This is a genomic window from Acinetobacter sp. YH12155 (assembly GCF_013418255.1).
In the GTDB taxonomy this organism is placed as follows: domain Bacteria; phylum Pseudomonadota; class Gammaproteobacteria; order Pseudomonadales; family Moraxellaceae; genus Acinetobacter; species Acinetobacter indicus.
Window position 1 is genome coordinate 76066 of the sequence record NZ_VPCK01000006.1, and the last position, 18702, is coordinate 94767.

The following is an 18702-nucleotide window of genomic DNA, read 5'->3' on the forward strand; positions in this document are numbered from 1 at the left end:
TTGCATGCCGACGATGCTTGTCATACTTATATACATTTGAAATAGTCAAACGGTTCAAGACAGTCCTGACACTTGTATAAGGCTTTGCAGGCTGTGGAGCTGAATTCGCTTAATAATTTGGTCTGCTGGCTATGACAGTGTGGACAGCGAATGCCATCACTGAGCGCCACATGCGTGCCACATTGATGTGACTGGCCTTGTGGTGGCGCAATGCCGTACTGCTGCAACTTCTGCTTGCCACTTTCGCTCATCCAGTCGGTGGTCCAGGCTTCCGATAAATCCACCACCACCTGAACCGGGGTTAGACCTTTACTTTGGAACGCCGCGGTAATTTCATCTTTAAGCAGATCGGTGGCCGGACAGCCGCTATAGGTCGGGGTCAGTCGCACCACAATTTCATCTTGCGCGTTGAGTTCAACGCCGCGAATCATGCCCAGATCCAGCACCGACAGCACTGGAATTTCCGGATCAGACACCTGCGCCAGCGCATCCCAGCATTCATCTAGACAATGTCGAATTAAATTCATGCGACTCACTCCCTGTGATCAAGCTGAATTACCAGGCCATATTTGGATAGGAACGCTGCATATATTGCAGTTCGGCCAGAATAAAGCCCAGGTGTTCGGTATGCAGGCCCTGTTTGGCGCCACTACGATACGCACCCGTGTCTGGCAGGCTCAGGCCAAAACGTTGCAGTTCGGTCTGTACCTGTGCCGTCCAGGCGGCTTTTAAAGGTGCAAAGTCTGGTAAAATGCCCTGTGCGACCAGCTGCTGCTCATCTGCGGTCTGTTCAAACAGCTCTGCAGTAAAACGCCATAACTGGTTCAAACCCTGCTGGGTTTTCTCATGCGCTTCGGCAGTGCCCAGACTTAAGCGCTCCATCCAGGTGGTAGAAAAACGCAGATGATATTTGACTTCTTTTAAAGATTTCACCGCAAAAGCAGCGACATCGGCCTGCTGGCTCTCGCTTAAAGCTGTTAACAGCTCCAGGTGATACAGATCCATCAACCATTGGCGTACCATGGTCTGGGCAAAGTCACCATTCGGCTGTTCACATAACAACAGGTTGCGGTATTCACGTTCGGTGCGGAAATAAGCCAGTTTGTCTTCATCACGGCCCAAACCTTCGATCTCACCAGCCAGACTTAAAGCGGTACGTGCCTGACCGAGCAGGTCCAGACCGATATTGGCCAGTGCAATGTCCAGCTCCAGTTCCGGCGCATGGCCACACCACTCAGCCAGACGGTGCGATAAAATCAGCTGGCTGTCGCCCACATGCAGGAGAAATTGTGCTAATACAGTTTGATTCATTGTACTACTCCTTACATGTGCTCAATGCCATCTGGAATATTGTAAAACGTCGGGTGACGATAGACTTTGTCCAGTGAAGGATCAAAAAATTCCGGTTTTTCATCTGGTTGAGATGAAGTAATCAGTTCCGATTTCACCACCCAGATGCTCACCCCTTCATTGCGGCGGGTATAAACATCACGTGCATTTTGCAGTGCCACTTCATCATCAGATGCACGCAGGCTGCCAACATGACGATGGCTTAAACCCTGTTTGCTGCGTACAAACACTTCATATAAAGACCAGTGATTTTTATTGTCCATGAGCGTATTCCTTCTTCATTTCCGTATGTGAGCTGTTTAAGCAACTTTCTGTTGTTGTTGCTGGGTCTGTTGTTTCTGGGCATAAACGGCTGCGGTATCACGCACCCATTTGCCGCCTTCCCAGGCTTTACGACGTGCTTCAATGCGTTCGTGGTTACATGGGCCTTTGCCGGCAATCACATCAAAGAATTCGGTCCAGTTAATTTCACCAAACTCGTAATGGCCAGTGTCTTGATTAAAACGTAAATCTGGATCTGGCACGCTCAGGCCAAGCTGCAACACTTGCGGTACGGTGTTATCGACAAACTTCTGACGCAGTTCATCATTACTGAAACGTTTGATTTTCCAGGCCATGCTTTGCGCGCTGTTCGGCGAGTTGTCATCGCTTGGACCAAACATCATCAGCGCCGGCCACCAGAAACGGTTAACTGCATCTTGCGCCATCTGTTTTTGTTCTGGCGTACCGTTGGCCAGTTGCATCATGGCTTCAAAGCCCTGACGCTGATGGAAACTTTCTTCTTTACAGATGCGCACCATGGCACGGGCATACGGACCATAAGAGGTACGGCAAAGCGCGACCTGATTCACAATCGCTGCGCCATCGACCAGCCAGCCAATCGCGGCTACATCGGCCCAGCTCAGGGTTGGATAGTTAAAGATGGATGAATATTTCATGCGACCGGCAATCAGCTTGTCCATCATGTCGTCACGATCGGCGCCCAGAGTTTCTGCCGCGCTGTACAGATACAGCGCATGACCGGCTTCATCCTGCACTTTGGCCAGCAATACGGCCTTACGTTTTAGGCTAGGTGCACGGGTAATCCAGTTGCCTTCTGGCAACATGCCGACCACTTCGGAATGTGCATGCTGGCCAATCTGGCGAATCAGGGTTTTACGGTAAGCCTCTGGCATCCAGTTTTTAGGTTCAATTGAAATGTCCTTTTCAATTGCCTGCTCAAAGCTGTGAAGTTGATTTGTCATTTTATCCTCACTTATCCCAAGTGTTCTGGTATTAAAATTAAAACGATACATTTTAAAAATCAATATTAGTTTTTTAAGTATCAAATAAAATAATTCACAAAATTAACTCAATTTATTGTTTTTTAATATTTTTATTTTTTAAAAAATTTTTTATTGCAAAATTTGAGCAGAAATATGATTGACAAAAGCGCGTTAAAGTCAGAAATTATGAAACATCAAAACTAAAATATTACTCAAAACGTATCATAAAAGGAGTTATATCATGCTTGAGTTAGACACCCAGACAGCGCAGACGGAATCACAAGCGACTGATTATTCAAGCGTTCGCCCGGCACTGAAGACCTTAAGCTCACTGGTATGCGGTCAGGAATTTGTTGCGAGTCAGGATTTCCGTCCGGTACAGCATGCCATTACCGGTGAAACCATTTATCAGGTCAGCAGCTTTGGCCTCGATACCCGTGCGGTGGTCGACTATGCCAAACAGCATGGCGCGGCGATTGCCTCCTGGACTTTTCATCAGCGTGCCAATGCACTAAAACAGGTGGCGCAATATCTACTGGAACGTAAAGAAGATTTTTATGAACTGGCCAAAGCCACCGGCTGTACCCGTAAAGATGCCTGGATTGATGTCGAAGGTGGTATTGGTACCCTGTTTGCCTACTCCAGTCTGGTGCGCCGCGAACTGAGTGATGAAACCGCCTGGGTGGAAGACAGCTGGATTCCGCTGTCCAAGCATGGCTCTTTTGGTGCCAAACACGTTTTAAGCCCGAAAGCAGGCGTGGCGGTGCATATTAATGCCTTTAACTTCCCGATCTGGGGCATGCTGGAAAAAATCGCGCCAACCTTATTGGCCGGTGTACCGTGTATTGTTAAACCGGCGACCGAAGGTGCCGAGCTAACCCATGCGGTGGTCAAAGCCATTCATGCCAGTGGGTATTTACCAGAAGGTGCATTGCAGCTGATTTGCGGCCAGACTTATGACCTGTTTGAGCAGCTGACTCCACAAGATACCGTGACTTTCACGGGTTCTGCGGCAACCGGCCAGAAATTACGTGCGCATCCGCACCTGAATCAGTACTCGATTCCCTTTAGCATGGAAGCCGATTCCGTCAACAGCGCCATTCTGACGGAACAGGCCAGCGACACGGCAATTGATCTGTTTGTGCGTGAAGTCTTCCGTGAAATGACCAGCAAAGCAGGCCAGAAATGTACTGCAATTCGTCGCGCTTTTGTGCCACGTGAACTTTTAGCGACCGTACAAGAACGTTTGATTGCCAAGCTGCAAAAAGTGGTAGTCGGTAATCCGGAGCTGGATCAGGTCACCATGGGTGCACTGGCCAGCCTCAAACAGAAACAGGATGTGGCGGCCAAGGTGGAACAGTTAAGCCAGGAAGCTCAAATTGTCTTTGGTAGCCATTTACGTCAGGACTTTAGTATTCAGGCTGATCAACCTGAACTCGGCGCATTCTATCCACCAACTGTACTGGTCTGTGAACAGCCTGAACAGGCCAGCAGCCTGCATCAGATTGAAGCCTTTGGTCCGGTGGTAACGCTGATGGCATATGATCATCTGGCACAACTGGCCGGTCTGGTGGCACGCGGTGAAGGTAGTCTGGTGGCCTCGGTGGTACGTGATTGCGAGCAGAATATTGAACAGCTGATTGCCAAGATTGCCCCGTGGCATGGCCGTGTGCATGTGCTGGATGAGGAAAGCGCCAAAGAAAGTACCGGTCATGGTTCGCCATTGCCGCATCTGGTGCATGGTGGTCCGGGTCGTGCTGGTGGAGGTGAGGAACTGGGCGGCTTGCGCGCGGTAAAACATTATATGCAACGCACCGCAATTCAAGGTTCACCGAATGCCATGACCCAGATTGGGCATAGCTGGACCGCCGGTGCTCAGGTGTTTGAAGATCGGGTTCATCCATTTAAAAAATCGTTTGATGAATTACGTGTTGGTGAACGTCTGCTCACCGCACGCCGTACCGTAACCGAGGCCGATCTGGTGAACTTCGCCTGCTTAAGCGGTGATTATTTCTATGCACATATGGACAAAATTGCCGCGGCAGAATCGCTGTTTGAAGAGCGTGTCGCACACGGCTACTTTGTGGTGTCGGCCGCAGCCGGTCTGTTTGTTGATGCTGCGCCTGGCCCGGTGATTGCCAACTACGGCATGGACAACCTGCGCTTTGTCGAGCCGGTGAAAATTGGCGATACCATTCAGGTCGAGCTGACCTGCAAACAGAAAACCCCGAAACAGCAACGCGACCCAAGCCAGAAGCCACACGGCGTGGTGGTGTGGGATATTAAAGTGAAAAACCAGCGTAATGAACTGGTCGCCACCTACGATATTCTGACCCTGGTAGAACGTGGCGAAGTTTAAGCCGATCTGTTTTAGCTCCAAAAAAGGAATCTTTATGATTCCTTTTTTTATTTATACTTAAAAATATGTATCTTTTTATTCAGAACAGATTGACCCGCTGTGCAGAAAGGAATAAATTGAAGATAGACGATACAAAACAAAAATAACAAGGTTTAAAACGTATCATATTATCTTATACGTTCAGCACAGGAAGTTGCACAATGAATGATAAAACTCTAGAGATAGATGCGGTTGAAAGGAATATTCAACCCGAAAGCAAACAGTTTGAAGCGGCTCATCCCATTGACCTGCCGGCCACGCCTAGTTCGCAGGACAGCAGCAGTACCTATCAGTGGTATGTGGTGATTATCTGTATGGTGGCCTATATCCTGTCTTTTGTAGACCGCCAGATTCTGTCCTTAATGATTGAGCCAATTAAGGCCGATTTAATGCTCAGTGATACCCAGTTCAGCTTATTGCAAGGCCTGGCCTTCTCGCTGTTCTATGCCTTTATGGGTGTGCCCATTGCCGCACTGGCCGATAAAAAATCACGGATTAAAATTATTTCTATCGGCATTGCCTTCTGGAGTCTGGCCACAGCGGCTTGTGGTTTAAGTAAAAACTTCATCCAGATGTTTTTAGCACGTTTAAGTGTCGGCGCCGGTGAAGCGGCCCTGTCACCTGCCTTCTACTCGATTGTGGCTGACCTGTTCCCGAAAGAAAAACTCGGCCGTGCTTTGGGTGTTTATGCGATTGGCGCCTTTATTGGTTCTGGTCTGGCCTTCCTGATTGGCGGCTACGTGATTGGCTTATTAAAAGAAGTCGATTTTGTGGTATTGCCAATAATTGGTGAATTAAAAACCTGGCAACTGACTTTCTTTATTGTCGGTTTACCGGGTGTATTATTGGCCCTGGTGATGATTCTGACCGTACGTGAACCCAGCCGTAAAGGTGTGAAAGTCGGTCAGGATGGTGAAGTCGTTAAAGCCTCATTTAAAAACTCGGTGGCTTTTATTAAATTGCACAAGAAAACCTTCTTCTGTCATTTTATTGGCTTCTCTTTCTACACCATGATGCTGTATTCCCTATTAGGCTGGGCACCGGCCTATTACATGCGTCATTTTGGCCTCGATGCCAGTCAGACCGGTTATGTCTTGGGCTGTATTATTCTGGTGGCGAATACGGCGGGCGCGCTGTTCTGCGGCTGGCTCATCGACTTTTTCTCCAAACGTGGCTATAGCGATGCGGCTATTCGTGCCGGTGCTTTGGGCTGTGCAGCGCTGATTATTCCAAGTGTGCTGTTTACCCAGGTAGATAATCTGTACTTATCGTTTGCACTGATTTTTGTGGCGATGTTCTTCTCGACCTTCCCGATTCCAGCCTCGGCTGCCGCGACACAAATGCTGACCCCCAACCAACTCCGCGCTCAGGTTTCTGCCAAATTCCTGCTGATCTCCAACCTGATTGCCTTGGGTGTGGGTACTACGGCTGTGGCTTTAATTACCGATAACTATTTTGAAAACACACTGATGGTTGGCAACTCGATTTCAATTGTCAATGCAGTAGCCGGTGTGATTGGCGTATTCCTGCTGTATAAAGGTTGTCGCTATTATCGTGACAGTATCCAGCATGAAAAATTGAACTAAGTGCTCCATCCCTGATGAAGAATGAGCCGGCCTCATTCTTCATTTATTTCTGGCAGATCATCCATCCTATCTCATCTTCCCTGTTCAAATTGACTTTTCTATCTCCTGATCTGCGCGTTTTCAGCATCTTCAAAATTCATCTGATTTCTGGTGATGATGCTTATACAGTATTACTACCATCTGCAATCTTTTTGCAGCAGCAACTGTGCTACATTCATGTATGTTGATCATCTGATTCCTTATAACGACAAGCTTTGGGAGCGACTCATGGCGAAAATGAAAAAAGCATCGATGCATATTGATATTGGTATTTCTGAAGATAACCGGGCCAAAATTGTCGAAGGGCTTTCCCGACTTCTGGCCGACAGTTATACCCTATATTTAATGACCCATAATTTCCACTGGAACGTGACCGGGCCACAGTTTAACAGCCTGCACACCATGTTTATGACGCAATATACCGAGCAATGGAATGCACTGGATGTTATTGCCGAGCGGATTCGTGCGCTGGGTTTTCCGGCGCCGGGAACCTATAAAGAATTTGTAAAACTGGCGTCGATTGAAGAAGTCGAAGGTGTACCAAAAGCCAATGAAATGGTGGAGTTATTGGTTCGTGCCCATGAAACAGTTGCCCGTACCGCACGCAGTATTTTTGATGTGGTGGAAGAAGCCAATGACCAGCCAACTGCGGATGTACTGACCCAACGATTGGAAGTCCATGAAAAAACTGCCTGGATGTTAAGAAGCCTGTTAGAAGAATAAATAGATGAAGAATAAAACCGGGGCGATGCTCCGGTTTTATTTTGGGTGTTTTTAAGCTGCCTACATGGCAGTGAACCTGGTCCTGTCATACTGAAAATTCTGGTGAATTTTCTAAGCTGCCTACATGGCAGTGAACGTGGTGAAGAGGCGCTGATTGCTTTGGCGAATTTTCTAAGCTGCCTATATGGCAGTGAACTAGACAGGTATTTCCAGCCAGCAGAGCGGAATTTTCTAAGCTGCCTGTATGGGGGTCGTATCCATACCCGCACGCATGTCCATCGGCTGGGTAGAGAGCCAGATTTCATCGATATGGATCATGTTGCAAGTGCCTTGAGTAATTCTGCTAAAGCAGATATTTCTGATACTTGCCATTTCAAGCCAATTTCTGCTTTTGAGTGGGGTAAAGTAATTTGAACCGTTAACATGTCAGTAGGAGTAGGATCTAATGGTGCAGAGCAAGATAAGGCAATAAATGCAGGTTTATTCGGTAGTGGTGAGCGATCATTCCCTGGCTTACCATCAATTAAGCGAATCCATTTGGATACAAGATTTGTATTCAATCCATGTTGCAAAGCGACCGAAGCAATTGAAACGTTCGGTGCTTTAAGGCAAAGGATTTCTTTCTTTGCTTCGAGAGGTTCATGTTCATCAGGGTTGTTACGTCGTAAAGGCTGTACGGCCTTATTTATCTCGGAGAGTGGTGGCAGTCCAAACAACAAACCCCATGACCATAACTTATGGGGCTTGTTGGCTATTTTGCTGCGTATTGTGTGGCTTTTTGTGATTAAGCCTTACATCGCTTCACGCTGCGCTTCATCTTCCAAATAGCTTTCTAAAGAATCATCTAGCGCATATAACCATGGCGTGTGATGTGGCTTAGCCATTTTTCCAGTCATTACTGAGCGATAGACTTTATCTCTAAAGCCCATAATGTTTTCTTTTTTATGCTTTTTCCATTGCATGAAAATATCATGCACTGCATCAATATTGAATGATGGATAGTCCGTCTGCGCAATCAGGCGTTTGATGTAATCGCCTTGGAAGCGGGCAGATTGTTCATCGTTCAATAGGCGCTGCTCTTTTTCATGTAAGGTCTGCGTATGGCTCTGCATTTCTGCCGTGCTTGGTAAAGTAATTTTGCCCAAAATCACATCACGGACAAACCATGCTTGCGCATCGAACATATTGAAGGTGTACCATTGATCTTGCATGCCCAAGTAGAACAAGCGAGGATTCTTTTCCCACACCACACCCTGATATAAACCCTGCGGATAAAGGCAGTTATGTGTTCTGAGGCGTAGGTTATCTTCAATAAATGGGAAGTGGTGCAAATAGCCTGTGCATAAAATAATGGCATCAATTTTGGCAGATGTTCCATCACCAAAATAAGCAGTATTTTCATCTACACGCAGTAATTGTGGCTTTTCAGACCAGTTTTTAGGCCATTTAAAACCCATGGCTTTACTGCGATAGCAACTGTAAATTTGCTTAGCACCGTATTTATAACATTGTGAACCAATGTCTTCGGCAGAGTAGCTGCTGCCAACCAATAACACAGACTTACCTTTAAATTCCAGCGCATCACGGAAGTCGTGTGCGTGCAAAATGCGACCATGGAATTGATCAAAGCCTTCATAAACAGGAACACGTGGGGTAGAGAAGTGTCCAGATGCAACGACAACATAATCAAATTGTTCTGAATAGTGCTGTTGTTGTGCATAATCTTCGACATCTACCGTGAATTTTTGCGTTGTTTCATCATAGGCAATATGCTGAACGGCACTATTGAAACGGACTAAATCTTTGACCTGTGCTTTTTCTGCACGGCCTTTGATGTAATCCCACAGTACTGCACGTGGCGGATATGAAGCGATTGGTTTTTTGAAATGTTCATCAAAAGTATAATCGGCAAATTCTAGCGCTTCTTTGGGGCCATTTGACCATAAATAGCGGTACATACTGCCGTGGACAGGTTCCCCATGTTCATCTATACCAGTGCGCCAAGTATAGTTCCATAGCCCGCCCCAATCATTTTGTTTTTCGAAACATACAATTTCAGGAACTTGTAGACCTTTGGCCTTTGCTGACTGAAACGCTCTTAATTGGGCCATGCCACTTGGGCCAGCACCAATAATTGCAATTCGATCCATTGCTATCTCCATTAGTTTTGAGTTCTTAATTACCTCTCCAATTTTGAGTGTCACAATTTAGGATTTGAAATATAAGCATTATAAAGATAAGCAAATACAATCCTAAATTGAGCGATTAAAAATCTGTTCAAAATAGGATGTGAATTAAAAAAAAGAAAAAATAATAAAATGTGCTAAAGACAGTAAAAATTACCTAAGCAATTCATCTTTATAAAAAACACATTTTTTAAGAAAGCTGATCTTATCATAATTTCTGATTAATTGTGGCTTTGCTTAGTTATAAAAGTGAATTTAAAGTCATTCCATTAAGGCTTTGTTGCACAAAGATTTCATAACTATATGATTTTAAAAGTTTTGATTGTTTTTGATCCAAAATTAAATTTATTTAAATCAGATGCTTACATATTTATGCAACAAAGCCATGTGAAACTAATTTCTCTACACGATTGTAAATACTTTCACTTCTAAGCATATCCTGAAAAAATGTCAGCCATTGTTGAGGTGAAATTTTGGTGAAATCCAATTCACCAAAAACAGATAAGATACGTTTTTCAATTGATTGAGTTTCTTTCTTTATTGTTATTGCAGCCCAAGTTGTTTTCTTAGTATCAAGCCAGTCATACATCAAACTTTTTAAATTAAGTTGTTGTTCCTCAATCTTTTGCAATTCAATTTCTTTTTTTGTTAATACTTTTTCATTTTGCTGTAACTTAAGAAAAATAGTTGAAGCTTCAAGTTTAGCTGCTACAAGCGATAACTGCGGATAACTTCCAATACTGTGCCATTTCCACTTCCCTACCTCATCCTTAAAGCGGACTTGCCAAGTTTTTTTTCCTTTTGGTGATACACGAAAATAAAGCCCAGCATCACATGAAATACGATACTCCTTATCCTCAGGTTCAAGATTGAGAAGATGGGTATCTTTGATTTGTTTGATGTTATCTAAAGCCGCTCTTTTCATAACAAAATCTCTTGTATCCGAGTAATGCAGAAAGAGTATCGGATACAAGATTGGATACACAAGAGGGTCAAATAAAGCTGTGCATAGCCAAACATAGTTGTGCAAAAAGCAGAAATAAAAAACCCATGAATCATTATAATTCATGGGTTTATATATCAAATCATTACAAAACTGTGCATATGATTACAAAAAACTGGTGGGCCCAGACAGACTTGAACTGTCGACCAACGGATTATGAGTCCGCTGCTCTAACCAACTGAGCTATAGGCCCTTTTCACTGAAATTGTTATATATCAACAAGTTCAGGCGCCATGAATACTATCGAAGATTTTTTTAAAATACAAGCCCTTTCAAAATCGCTTGTACAGTAAGACAACAGTTAACCAGAAGCTCAAAAATTAGCAGGAAATTGCACAACATCATCTCATCAAGCATTGCACTGAAACTGCGCTCATATCATGAGAGGTAAATTCGAAATTTATTTTTTTAAGATAAAAAAGCAATAAATCAATAAAAAATTATACTTTTTTGAAATAACTTTATATCGTGAGTACAAAAACTTATAAAGTATTCGTATTGCTGAAATTTTAAACTCTTTTTGAGTTCAGTGACTTTTCTTTGCGCGACTCGAACACAAGTTCAGCAATAGACCAAAGCACAATCACCATTAAAATGAGCGAAGCAACAATTAGTGCGGTCAAATATGTCATTTTGCTATTCCTGTTGAGGTTAAGCCTAAAGTTGGACATTGGCCTGAACTACGACCTATCTACGACAAAAGTCTAATGCTTAAATTATCTGCTGAATAGCTTTTTTTTCACTTTTTTAATAGTAATTTTCTATATACTCATTTATTTTAAGTCTTAATAACTTTTAATTTATATCTAAAAACAATAAGTTGTTAGATTATATTCTGCGGCTAAACAGGTCTTTATTTTTTCTGCACAGTTGCACAAATTAACCCTTGACTCTAAAGCCGAACAAGCACAAATTATGCGCTTTCGTTTGTTTTACTCTGTACCCATGTTAAAAAAATTTATTGGCGAAGCTGCATTTAAAGTTGCCGGATGGCGCTATAACGTCGAACCTGATATTCTGGAAGATAAACAGGTCATTATTGGTTTTGAGCATACCTCGATGCTCGATGCAGTGCTATCACTGGCCATCTTCCAAATTTTCGACATGAAAATTCATACCTTAATCAAGAAAGAATTATTCAAAGGTCCACTTAAACCGGTACTTGAAGCCGTGGGCGGTATTGCGGTTGATCGTAAAGCCAATCAGGACATCGTGGGACAAATGGTGGAGCTGTTCCAGCGCAATGAAAAATTCAATCTGGTGATTGCTCCTGAAGCGACCCGTGCCAAAAATGGTGAAGCACGTAAGCCAATTCGTACCGGTTTCTGGCATATTGCCAAAGCCGCCAATGTGCCGATTGTGCTGATGTATGCCAACTCTAAAACCAAGCAAGGCGGGATTTTTGGTAAAATTTATCCAACCGACCTGGCGCATGATCTCGCGCTGATCAAACAACTCTATAAAGAAAACACCGGATTGGATATTATTATTCCAGACGTGAAAACAGCGTAAATTTTTCAGTTAAAACTTAAAACCCTGCCCTTTTTTCAGAAAAAGGGCTTATGGTAGAATCTGTGCAATTCGATCGGCATACAGCCAATCTACAAGGAGCATATTTCGCATGGCGGGTCATTCCAAGTGGGCCAATATCAAGCATCGTAAAGCCAAACAAGATGCTAGTCGTGGTAAGTTGTTTACCAAATACATTCGTGAACTGACAACTGCTGCTAAACTCGGCGGTCCGGATGCAGGGAGCAACCCTCGCTTACGTGCTGTAGTCGAAAAAGCATTATCAGTCAACATGACACGTGATGTGATTAACCGTGCGATTCAACGTGGTGCTGGCGGTGAAGATAACGATGACTTAAAAGAAGTCACCTATGAAGGTTATGGTGTCGGCGGTGTGGCCGTGATTGTTGAAACCATGACTGACAACTTAAACCGTACCGTACCAGACGTTCGTCACTGCTTCTCTAAAACCGATGGTAACTTAGGCACCAACGGTTCAGTGGCCTTCTTATTCACCAAACGTGGTGAAATTACGTTTGAAGATGTGTCTTTAGAAGATCAGATCATGGACGTGGCATTAGAAGCCGGTGCAGAAGATATTGAAGTCTCTGAAGATGAAATTCTGGTGATTACCACTCCAGAAACATTTGGTACCGTTCAGGATGCTTTAGCAGCAGCAGGTTTAAAATCTGACAATGCTGAAGTGGTGATGAGCCCATCAACCAAAGCTGAAATCACCGACATCGACCAGGCTAAAAAAATCATGAAAATGATTGATATGCTTGAAGATTTGGATGATGTTCAGAACGTTTATACCAACGTTGAATTCTCTGATGACGTTTTAGCAGCCTTAGATGCTTAAAACTTACAGATAAAAAACGCGCTCATCTGGCGCGTTTTTTATTTCTTAGAAATTAAACTTTATTGAGCAAATTCGAGCAGTTTAAAACATTATATTCTTTAATCACGAAGCTCGAATGCAGCGCCACCACATGGTCAATTTTACCAATGCGTTTGAGTAAAATTTCACTGTAGTTTTCCATATCCCGCGCAATCACTTCTACAATAAAGTCAGCGGTTTGCCCGGTCACCAAAAAGGCATTAATCACTTCGGGAATATTTTCCAGTTCTTCCAGAAACTTGGCAAAGGTATCGGTATCATGTTTACTCAGCGACACCTGCAACAGGACATGCAGATTAAAGCCGAGTTTCTGGTAATTAATTTCCCGCTTTAAACCTGAAATAATATTATGATCAATCAGGCTTTTAATCCGGCGATGTACCGAACTCACCGACAAATTCACCCGCTCCGACAGTTCATTTAAATTGACATCTTCATGACTTAAAATTTCAAGAATATGCTTATCAAAGCGATCCAGTTCCATTTTTATACTCTTTTTAACAGGCAATGACACTTTATAATTTTAGCCGAATCAGTACCACAACAATATTTATTTCTCATTATTTTTTCATCTATTGAAATTTTTTTTCAAGATATGATGTGCAGACACAACTGTAGCCTAACGGATCAGACCTCTGCCATTTATCTTGATCTTTTAAAAACAGATAAACGGTTAGCTTCAATAAACCGCTGTTTTCTCAAAAATTTCCTTCTCTCTACTGCGTTTAAATTGCCTTCTCTGCCCAAAAGCAGCTGATTCCAGACCGTTCATCTTTTACAAGTGTATACAAATAGATTAAAAAAAGATGCGTTTCAACACCAGCAAAACAAAAACATAAGAACACAAGGAATCGTCTTCATGGCTTTTAAATCTTTCAGTTTGCTGAAAAGCAAGCTCAGCCCGGTTTTAACTGTCGAAACCCAAACCAGCAGCTTTTTCAGTGGCATCAGCTCGACCTTGTCGAACTGGTTTGGACAACTCACCAGCCCCTCTACCCCAACCCTCGACAGCTTATTGCAAAGTCTGTTGTCTGGAAACAGCCTGGACAGTAGCAGTCTTAGCAATTTAATCAGCCAGTTTACAGGAAGTAATAGCGGCAGTTTGGATATTTCTAGCCTGATTAATCAACTGACCCAAGCCAATGGGGGCAGTTTTGATCTGGGCTCAATTAGCAATTTAATCGGTGGTCTGATTGGCGGTGATACTGCTGATCTGGATTTTGAAACCATCAGCCAGCTGATTGGTGGCTTGATTGGCGGTAATACGGGCGACCTGGATATTGGTACCATTGCTGACCTGGTCGGTGGTCTCATCGGCGGTGGTGCCGGCGACTTTGATATTGGCGCAATCGTAGAACTGGTGAGCGGCCTGATGGGTGGTGGTTCGGATGATCTCGACATCGCAGCGATTACTGAATTGGTTGGTGGGTTGATTGGCGGCGGTGCTGGTGATATTGATATTGGCGCGATTGCCGGATTAGTCAGTGGATTAATCGGTGGTGGTTCAGGCGCTATCAACATTGCAGCGATTGCTGAATTGGTTGGCGGTTTAATTGGTGGTGGCGCTGGCGATATTGATATCAGTGCAATTGCCGGATTAGTCAGTGGATTAATCGGTGGTGGTTCAGGCGCTATCAACATTGCAGCGATTGCTGAATTGGTTGGCGGTTTAATTGGTGGTGGCGCTGGCGATATTGATATCAGTGCAATTGCCGGATTAGTCAGTGGATTAATCGGTGGTGGTTCAGGCGATCTCGATATCACAGCGATTGCTGAATTGGTTGGTGGTTTAATTGGCGGCGGTACGGGTGACTTTGATATCGGTGCAATCGTAGAGCTGGTAAGCGGTCTGATGGGTGGTAGTTCAGGCGATATCGACATCGCAGCGATTGCTGAGCTTGTCGGTGGTCTCATCGGTGGTGGCGCTAGCGATATTGATATCGGTGCAATTGCCGGATTAGTCAGCGGATTAATTGGTGGTGGTTCAGGTGATCTCGACATTGCAGCCATTGCTGACCTGGTCGGTGGTCTCATCGGCGGTGGTGCCGGCGACTTTGATATTGGTGCAATTTCAGAACTGGTCGGTGGCTTAATCGGTGGTAATACGGGTGAAATTAACCTTGAAACGATTTCTGAACTGCTTGAAGGACTCATCGGCAATAACACCGGTGATCTGAACCTTGAAACACTGACCCAGTTATTTGAAGGCTTAACAGGTGGCAGCAGTGAGTTTGACTTAAGTGCCTTACTTGGCGGTCTCCCAGACATCGGCAGTGGTTTTGATTTAGGTGGCTTACTGGAAGGTCTGACTGACGGTGGCACAGACTTTGACCTAGGCAATCTTACTGACAGCTTGGGCGATGCATTTGGTTCAACTGACTTTAATCTGGAAGATCTGTTACAAGGCGCCAGTACAGGAGCAGACAGCAGTCTGAGTCTGGACAACCTGTTACCTGAACTTCAAGAAGCTCTGCAATCGACCAGTACAGAAAGCAGTAGCAGCAACTTTGACCTGCTCAGCCTTGCGCCGCAACTGCCTGCAATTGATCTGGATTCATCTACCCCATTCATTTAATGGATTTGATAAAGTCATAAAAATACGCGCTACAGGCGCGTATTTTTTATGGTTGCCGTTTAGATACCGCGCCAGTCCACACGGGCATGACGCTCGGTCTGATAAATTCTCAGTACATATTGCCCTAAAGGTAAATCACTGAGTTCCTGTTTAAATTGCAGGAATTGTTCGGACAAGGTTTCGCCCTGCTCTTTTTCCCACGGTGTATCCTGAATTTCCAGAATCGGAGCCAGCATGGAACAGACCGCAATATCCGCCAGGCCTAAACGCTCACCGACAAAATATGCGCCGCCATTGGCTATCAGACGCTGGTTTAATTCGGCTATTAAACGGCGCATTTCCCGTTCCGATTCATCAACCTTGTCCTGATCCAGCTGATAGCCTTTGGAAATCAGCATCTTCATAATGGGTTTGGAATATTTTTCAAATTGACGTAAATAACCTTTTTCACCAATCAGCAAATCTAAAGGCTGTTCACTTTCAGATAAAGTATGTGCCAGTCCCCAGCGGCGAACGTGATAACCCAGAGTCGAGGCCAACTGGTCAATCTCCAGTGCTTCATTGCGCTGCGTCGGGTCTGGGCGTAATAAGGTATGCTCCGGATACACTTCATCTAAATACAGGGCAATTTGGGTACTGTCTGCAATCCATTGATCCTGATCGCGTAAAATCGGCAGCTTGTTTTGTCCGGTTTTTAGCTTGGCAAAAGCACGGTGCACACCCGGAATTAAATTCTGCGCGTTATAATCCAGTTCCTTATGATCCAGCAACCAGCGTGCTTTTTCACAAAAATGAGATAAGGGAAACTGGTACAAAATACGCATATCTTCTCCGTCAATTTTTATTTTTTGTTCAATAATTTGAACAGCCAACATCCATTGGCTACTTTAGTCATACTGCTGCCGAAAAACAATGCGCTTTTTATTCAAAAATCGCCGGTATTCGGCCAAACGCTTCATCAAGCGTATCTAGGTCAGGCTATCCTGTTTAAAAATCAACACAGATACGGCACGCATTACACCACCATCCGCAGCACATATTTCAGAAATATGCTTTTTCAACAAACATCCCCGCCATGACCTGACTTTATGCTGGCTTTCATGTAAAATCAGCGACAATTTTTGAATAACACTTTGTGAGTCATTTCATGGGTTTTAATTGTGGTATTGTAGGTCTGCCTAACGTTGGTAAATCGACTCTTTTCAACGCCTTAACCAAAGCTGCAATTGCTGCTGAAAACTTCCCGTTCTGTACCATTGAGCCAAACACCGGTATTGTGCCGGTGCCGGATGCGCGTTTAGACAAACTGGCGGCCATTGTAAACCCACAACGTGTCCTGCCGACCACCATGGAATTTGTGGATATCGCCGGTCTGGTTGCAGGTGCTTCAAAAGGTGAAGGTCTGGGTAACCAGTTCCTGGCCAACATCCGTGAAACTGACGCGATTGCTCACGTGGTGCGTTGTTTTGAAGATGAAAACGTCATTCACGTCAATGGTAAAATTGACCCGCTGGACGATATTGCCACCATCAACACTGAACTTGCGCTGGCCGACTTAGAAACGGTATCGAAAGCCGTGACCCGTTTAACCAAAACAGCCAAAGGCGGTGACAAAGAAGCGGTTGCGACCAAAGCCGTTTTAGAAAAAATCCTGCCATTACTGGATGAAGGCAAACCAGCACGTGCAGCCAATCTGGACGATGACGAACGTAAACTGATTCGTGGTTTTGGTTTATTAACCTTAAAACCCACCATGTATATTGCCAACGTGGCGGAAGATGGCTTTGAAAACAACCCGCATTTAGATGCAGTACGTGAACTGGCAGCAGCTGAAAATGCGATTGTAGTACCACTCTGCAACCAGATTGAAGCCGAAATTTCATTATTAGAAGATGATGAACGTGCTGAATTCTTAGAAGCAATGGGTATGGAAGAACCTGGTCTGAACGTGGTCATCCGCGCAGGTTATGGCTTACTCGGCCTACAAACTTACTTCACTGCCGGTGTGCAGGAAGTACGTGCCTGGACGGTGAAAGTCGGTGCAACCGCTCCACAAGCGGCAGGTGTCATTCATACCGACTTCGAAAAAGGCTTTATCCGTGCTGAATGTGTGGCCTATGATGATTTCGTACAATACAACGGCGAAGCCGGTGCCAAAGAAGCAGGTAAATGGCGTTTAGAGGGTAAAACTTACATCGTACAAGATGGTGATGTTTTACACTTCCGTTTTAACGTGTAATCGCCTGATATCAATGAAAAACCCTCAAATATTTGAGGGTTTTTTATACTCTTTTTTTGAAGAGCAATCTTTGGCTCACCACAATTTAAGCAAGAAAATTAATCAATCAGCGAACCGATCTTGATGTCTTCTTTGATTTACTGAGATGTTATTGAATTCCCTAAGCTTCCAGTTTTCGAAAGCGCTTAATTTCAGTGCACTCCTCCGCACTACAAGTGCTCATCAATTCCAGAACTGCACCAGAATATTACAAGGTTGAGGGTGTAGTGTAATTGCTGTTCTGATTGCGAAGATCAATTCAATACGGCGCCGCCATTAAAAAAGCGGAGCCAGAACTCCGCTTTTCAATACTTCAGGATGCTGTCGCAATCGCATTGCCCTTTTGTTTGGGATCGGTATTGCCCAGTTCCGGATGGGCAATTGCATCGGCACATTGCTGTTTATCGCGTTCATAATCGGCCTGTTTCTGGCTTACTGCTGCGCTACTTTCTAACGTCGCACGCGCCCAGATTTCCAGGCTGGTGAGTGCTTTACGGCATAAAGCATATTTACCTTCGGTGACTGAATCGGTCATTTTGACGTTAATGCGCCATTCGGTGCTTAACTGGCGCGCCGGTTTGCGTACATTATCTTCAATTAAATTGCGCTGTTTGCGATAAACATAAGGTTCCACCTCATTCATCAGCTTCCAGGCCGCTTCTGCATACGCCGTTGCATCATTGGTCAGTTTCGGTGCAGGTTTAATTTCCGGTTTTTCACCGGACTGATCGCTCCCACAGGCCTGTAATAACAGGCTACTGCCCAGTACAGTCGCAACCACAAATTGACGTGTTTTGAACATCCACATATCTGGCTCGCTTCAACAAACATTTCGGCACTATGCTAGTGAATTCGGGTACAATACACAATCATCATTTGACTCCTTGTT

At 44.5% G+C, this 18702-nt stretch carries 17 protein-coding genes and 1 tRNA gene; 7 read left to right on the forward strand and 11 right to left on the reverse strand.

From position 1 onward, the window contains the following. Positions 1-26: 26 nt before the first annotated feature. Genes paaD through paaA form a run of 4 tightly spaced genes read right to left on the reverse strand, consistent with a single transcriptional unit; the run spans position 27 to position 2594 of the window. Positions 27-527, reverse strand: coding sequence for a 1,2-phenylacetyl-CoA epoxidase subunit PaaD (gene paaD / locus FTU86_RS05790; RefSeq protein WP_016658268.1), 501 nt, complete (start codon positions 525-527; stop codon positions 27-29). Positions 528-555: 28 nt separating this feature from the next. Next, positions 556-1311 carry a 1,2-phenylacetyl-CoA epoxidase subunit PaaC gene (gene paaC / locus FTU86_RS05795; protein WP_168383024.1) on the reverse strand — a complete coding sequence of 252 codons (756 nt, stop codon included), beginning with the start codon at positions 1309-1311 and terminating at the stop codon, positions 556-558. 11 nt (positions 1312-1322) lie between these two features. Further along, a complete protein-coding gene (gene paaB / locus FTU86_RS05800; RefSeq protein ID WP_005177351.1) occupies positions 1323-1613 on the reverse strand; it encodes a 1,2-phenylacetyl-CoA epoxidase subunit PaaB in 291 nt (96 codons plus the stop codon). A gap of 36 nt (positions 1614-1649) precedes the next feature. Next, the gene (gene paaA, locus FTU86_RS05805; protein ID WP_104490639.1) at positions 1650-2594 is read right to left on the reverse strand and encodes a 1,2-phenylacetyl-CoA epoxidase subunit PaaA; all 945 of its coding nucleotides are present in this window, start codon (positions 2592-2594) and stop codon (positions 1650-1652) included. Between the two features lie 262 nt (positions 2595-2856). Here paaA and paaZ point away from each other — a divergent pair, with 262 nt between their 5' ends. The 3 genes from paaZ (at position 2857) to FTU86_RS05820 (ending at position 7361) form a co-directional block, all read left to right on the forward strand. After that, positions 2857-4974, forward strand: a complete 2118-nt coding sequence (gene paaZ, locus FTU86_RS05810; RefSeq protein ID WP_180036768.1) for a phenylacetic acid degradation bifunctional protein PaaZ — start codon at positions 2857-2859, stop codon at positions 4972-4974. A gap of 200 nt (positions 4975-5174) precedes the next feature. Further along, entirely contained in the window at positions 5175-6599 is a 1425-nt protein-coding gene (locus FTU86_RS05815; protein ID WP_168384153.1) for an MFS transporter, read from the forward strand. A 267-nt stretch (positions 6600-6866) separates the two neighbouring features. Then, complete coding sequence (locus FTU86_RS05820) at positions 6867-7361, forward strand: Dps family protein (protein ID WP_005177343.1); 495 nt, start codon at positions 6867-6869, stop codon at positions 7359-7361. 314 nt (positions 7362-7675) lie between these two features. Here FTU86_RS05820 and FTU86_RS13815 read toward each other — a convergent pair whose 3' ends face one another. From FTU86_RS13815 to FTU86_RS05840, 4 genes are all read right to left on the reverse strand, one after another. Further along, positions 7676-8080, reverse strand: coding sequence for an IS66 family insertion sequence element accessory protein TnpB (locus FTU86_RS13815; RefSeq protein WP_227554656.1), 405 nt, complete (start codon positions 8078-8080; stop codon positions 7676-7678). A 72-nt stretch (positions 8081-8152) separates the two neighbouring features. After that, entirely contained in the window at positions 8153-9511 is a 1359-nt protein-coding gene (locus tag FTU86_RS05830) for an NAD(P)-binding domain-containing protein (RefSeq protein WP_005177227.1), read from the reverse strand. 406 nt (positions 9512-9917) lie between these two features. Continuing rightward, complete coding sequence (locus FTU86_RS05835; protein WP_180036769.1) at positions 9918-10472, reverse strand: DUF4102 domain-containing protein; 555 nt, start codon at positions 10470-10472, stop codon at positions 9918-9920. A 194-nt stretch (positions 10473-10666) separates the two neighbouring features. Then, positions 10667-10743, reverse strand: a tRNA-Ile gene (locus tag FTU86_RS05840). A 752-nt stretch (positions 10744-11495) separates the two neighbouring features. Between FTU86_RS05840 and FTU86_RS05845 the strand changes: the two genes are divergently transcribed. After that, positions 11496-12062 carry a 1-acyl-sn-glycerol-3-phosphate acyltransferase gene (locus tag FTU86_RS05845; RefSeq protein WP_180036613.1) on the forward strand — a complete coding sequence of 189 codons (567 nt, stop codon included), beginning with the start codon at positions 11496-11498 and terminating at the stop codon, positions 12060-12062. Positions 12063-12171: 109 nt separating this feature from the next. After that, positions 12172-12921 carry a YebC/PmpR family DNA-binding transcriptional regulator gene (locus FTU86_RS05850; protein ID WP_005177213.1) on the forward strand — a complete coding sequence of 250 codons (750 nt, stop codon included), beginning with the start codon at positions 12172-12174 and terminating at the stop codon, positions 12919-12921. 52 nt (positions 12922-12973) lie between these two features. Here the strand turns inward: FTU86_RS05850 and FTU86_RS05855 are convergent, their stop codons facing one another. Further along, positions 12974-13444: an Lrp/AsnC family transcriptional regulator gene (locus FTU86_RS05855; RefSeq protein ID WP_180036614.1), complete on the reverse strand. Its 471-nt coding sequence runs from the start codon at positions 13442-13444 to the stop codon at positions 12974-12976. 375 nt (positions 13445-13819) lie between these two features. On the opposite strand from FTU86_RS05855, the gene FTU86_RS05860 reads away from it, so the two are divergent. Continuing rightward, a complete protein-coding gene (locus tag FTU86_RS05860; RefSeq protein WP_180048607.1) occupies positions 13820-15535 on the forward strand; it encodes a hypothetical protein in 1716 nt (571 codons plus the stop codon). A gap of 59 nt (positions 15536-15594) precedes the next feature. Here FTU86_RS05860 and FTU86_RS05865 read toward each other — a convergent pair whose 3' ends face one another. Further along, a complete protein-coding gene (locus FTU86_RS05865; protein WP_005177208.1) occupies positions 15595-16359 on the reverse strand; it encodes a glutathione S-transferase family protein in 765 nt (254 codons plus the stop codon). A gap of 323 nt (positions 16360-16682) precedes the next feature. On the opposite strand from FTU86_RS05865, the gene ychF reads away from it, so the two are divergent. Further along, positions 16683-17774 (forward strand): redox-regulated ATPase YchF, encoded by a 1092-nt coding sequence (gene ychF, locus FTU86_RS05870; protein WP_005177206.1) that lies wholly within the window; start codon positions 16683-16685, stop codon positions 17772-17774. Between the two features lie 352 nt (positions 17775-18126). Here the strand turns inward: ychF and FTU86_RS05875 are convergent, their stop codons facing one another. Further along, the gene (locus FTU86_RS05875; RefSeq protein WP_163145919.1) at positions 18127-18621 is read right to left on the reverse strand and encodes a hypothetical protein; all 495 of its coding nucleotides are present in this window, start codon (positions 18619-18621) and stop codon (positions 18127-18129) included. Positions 18622-18702 lie beyond the last annotated feature (81 nt).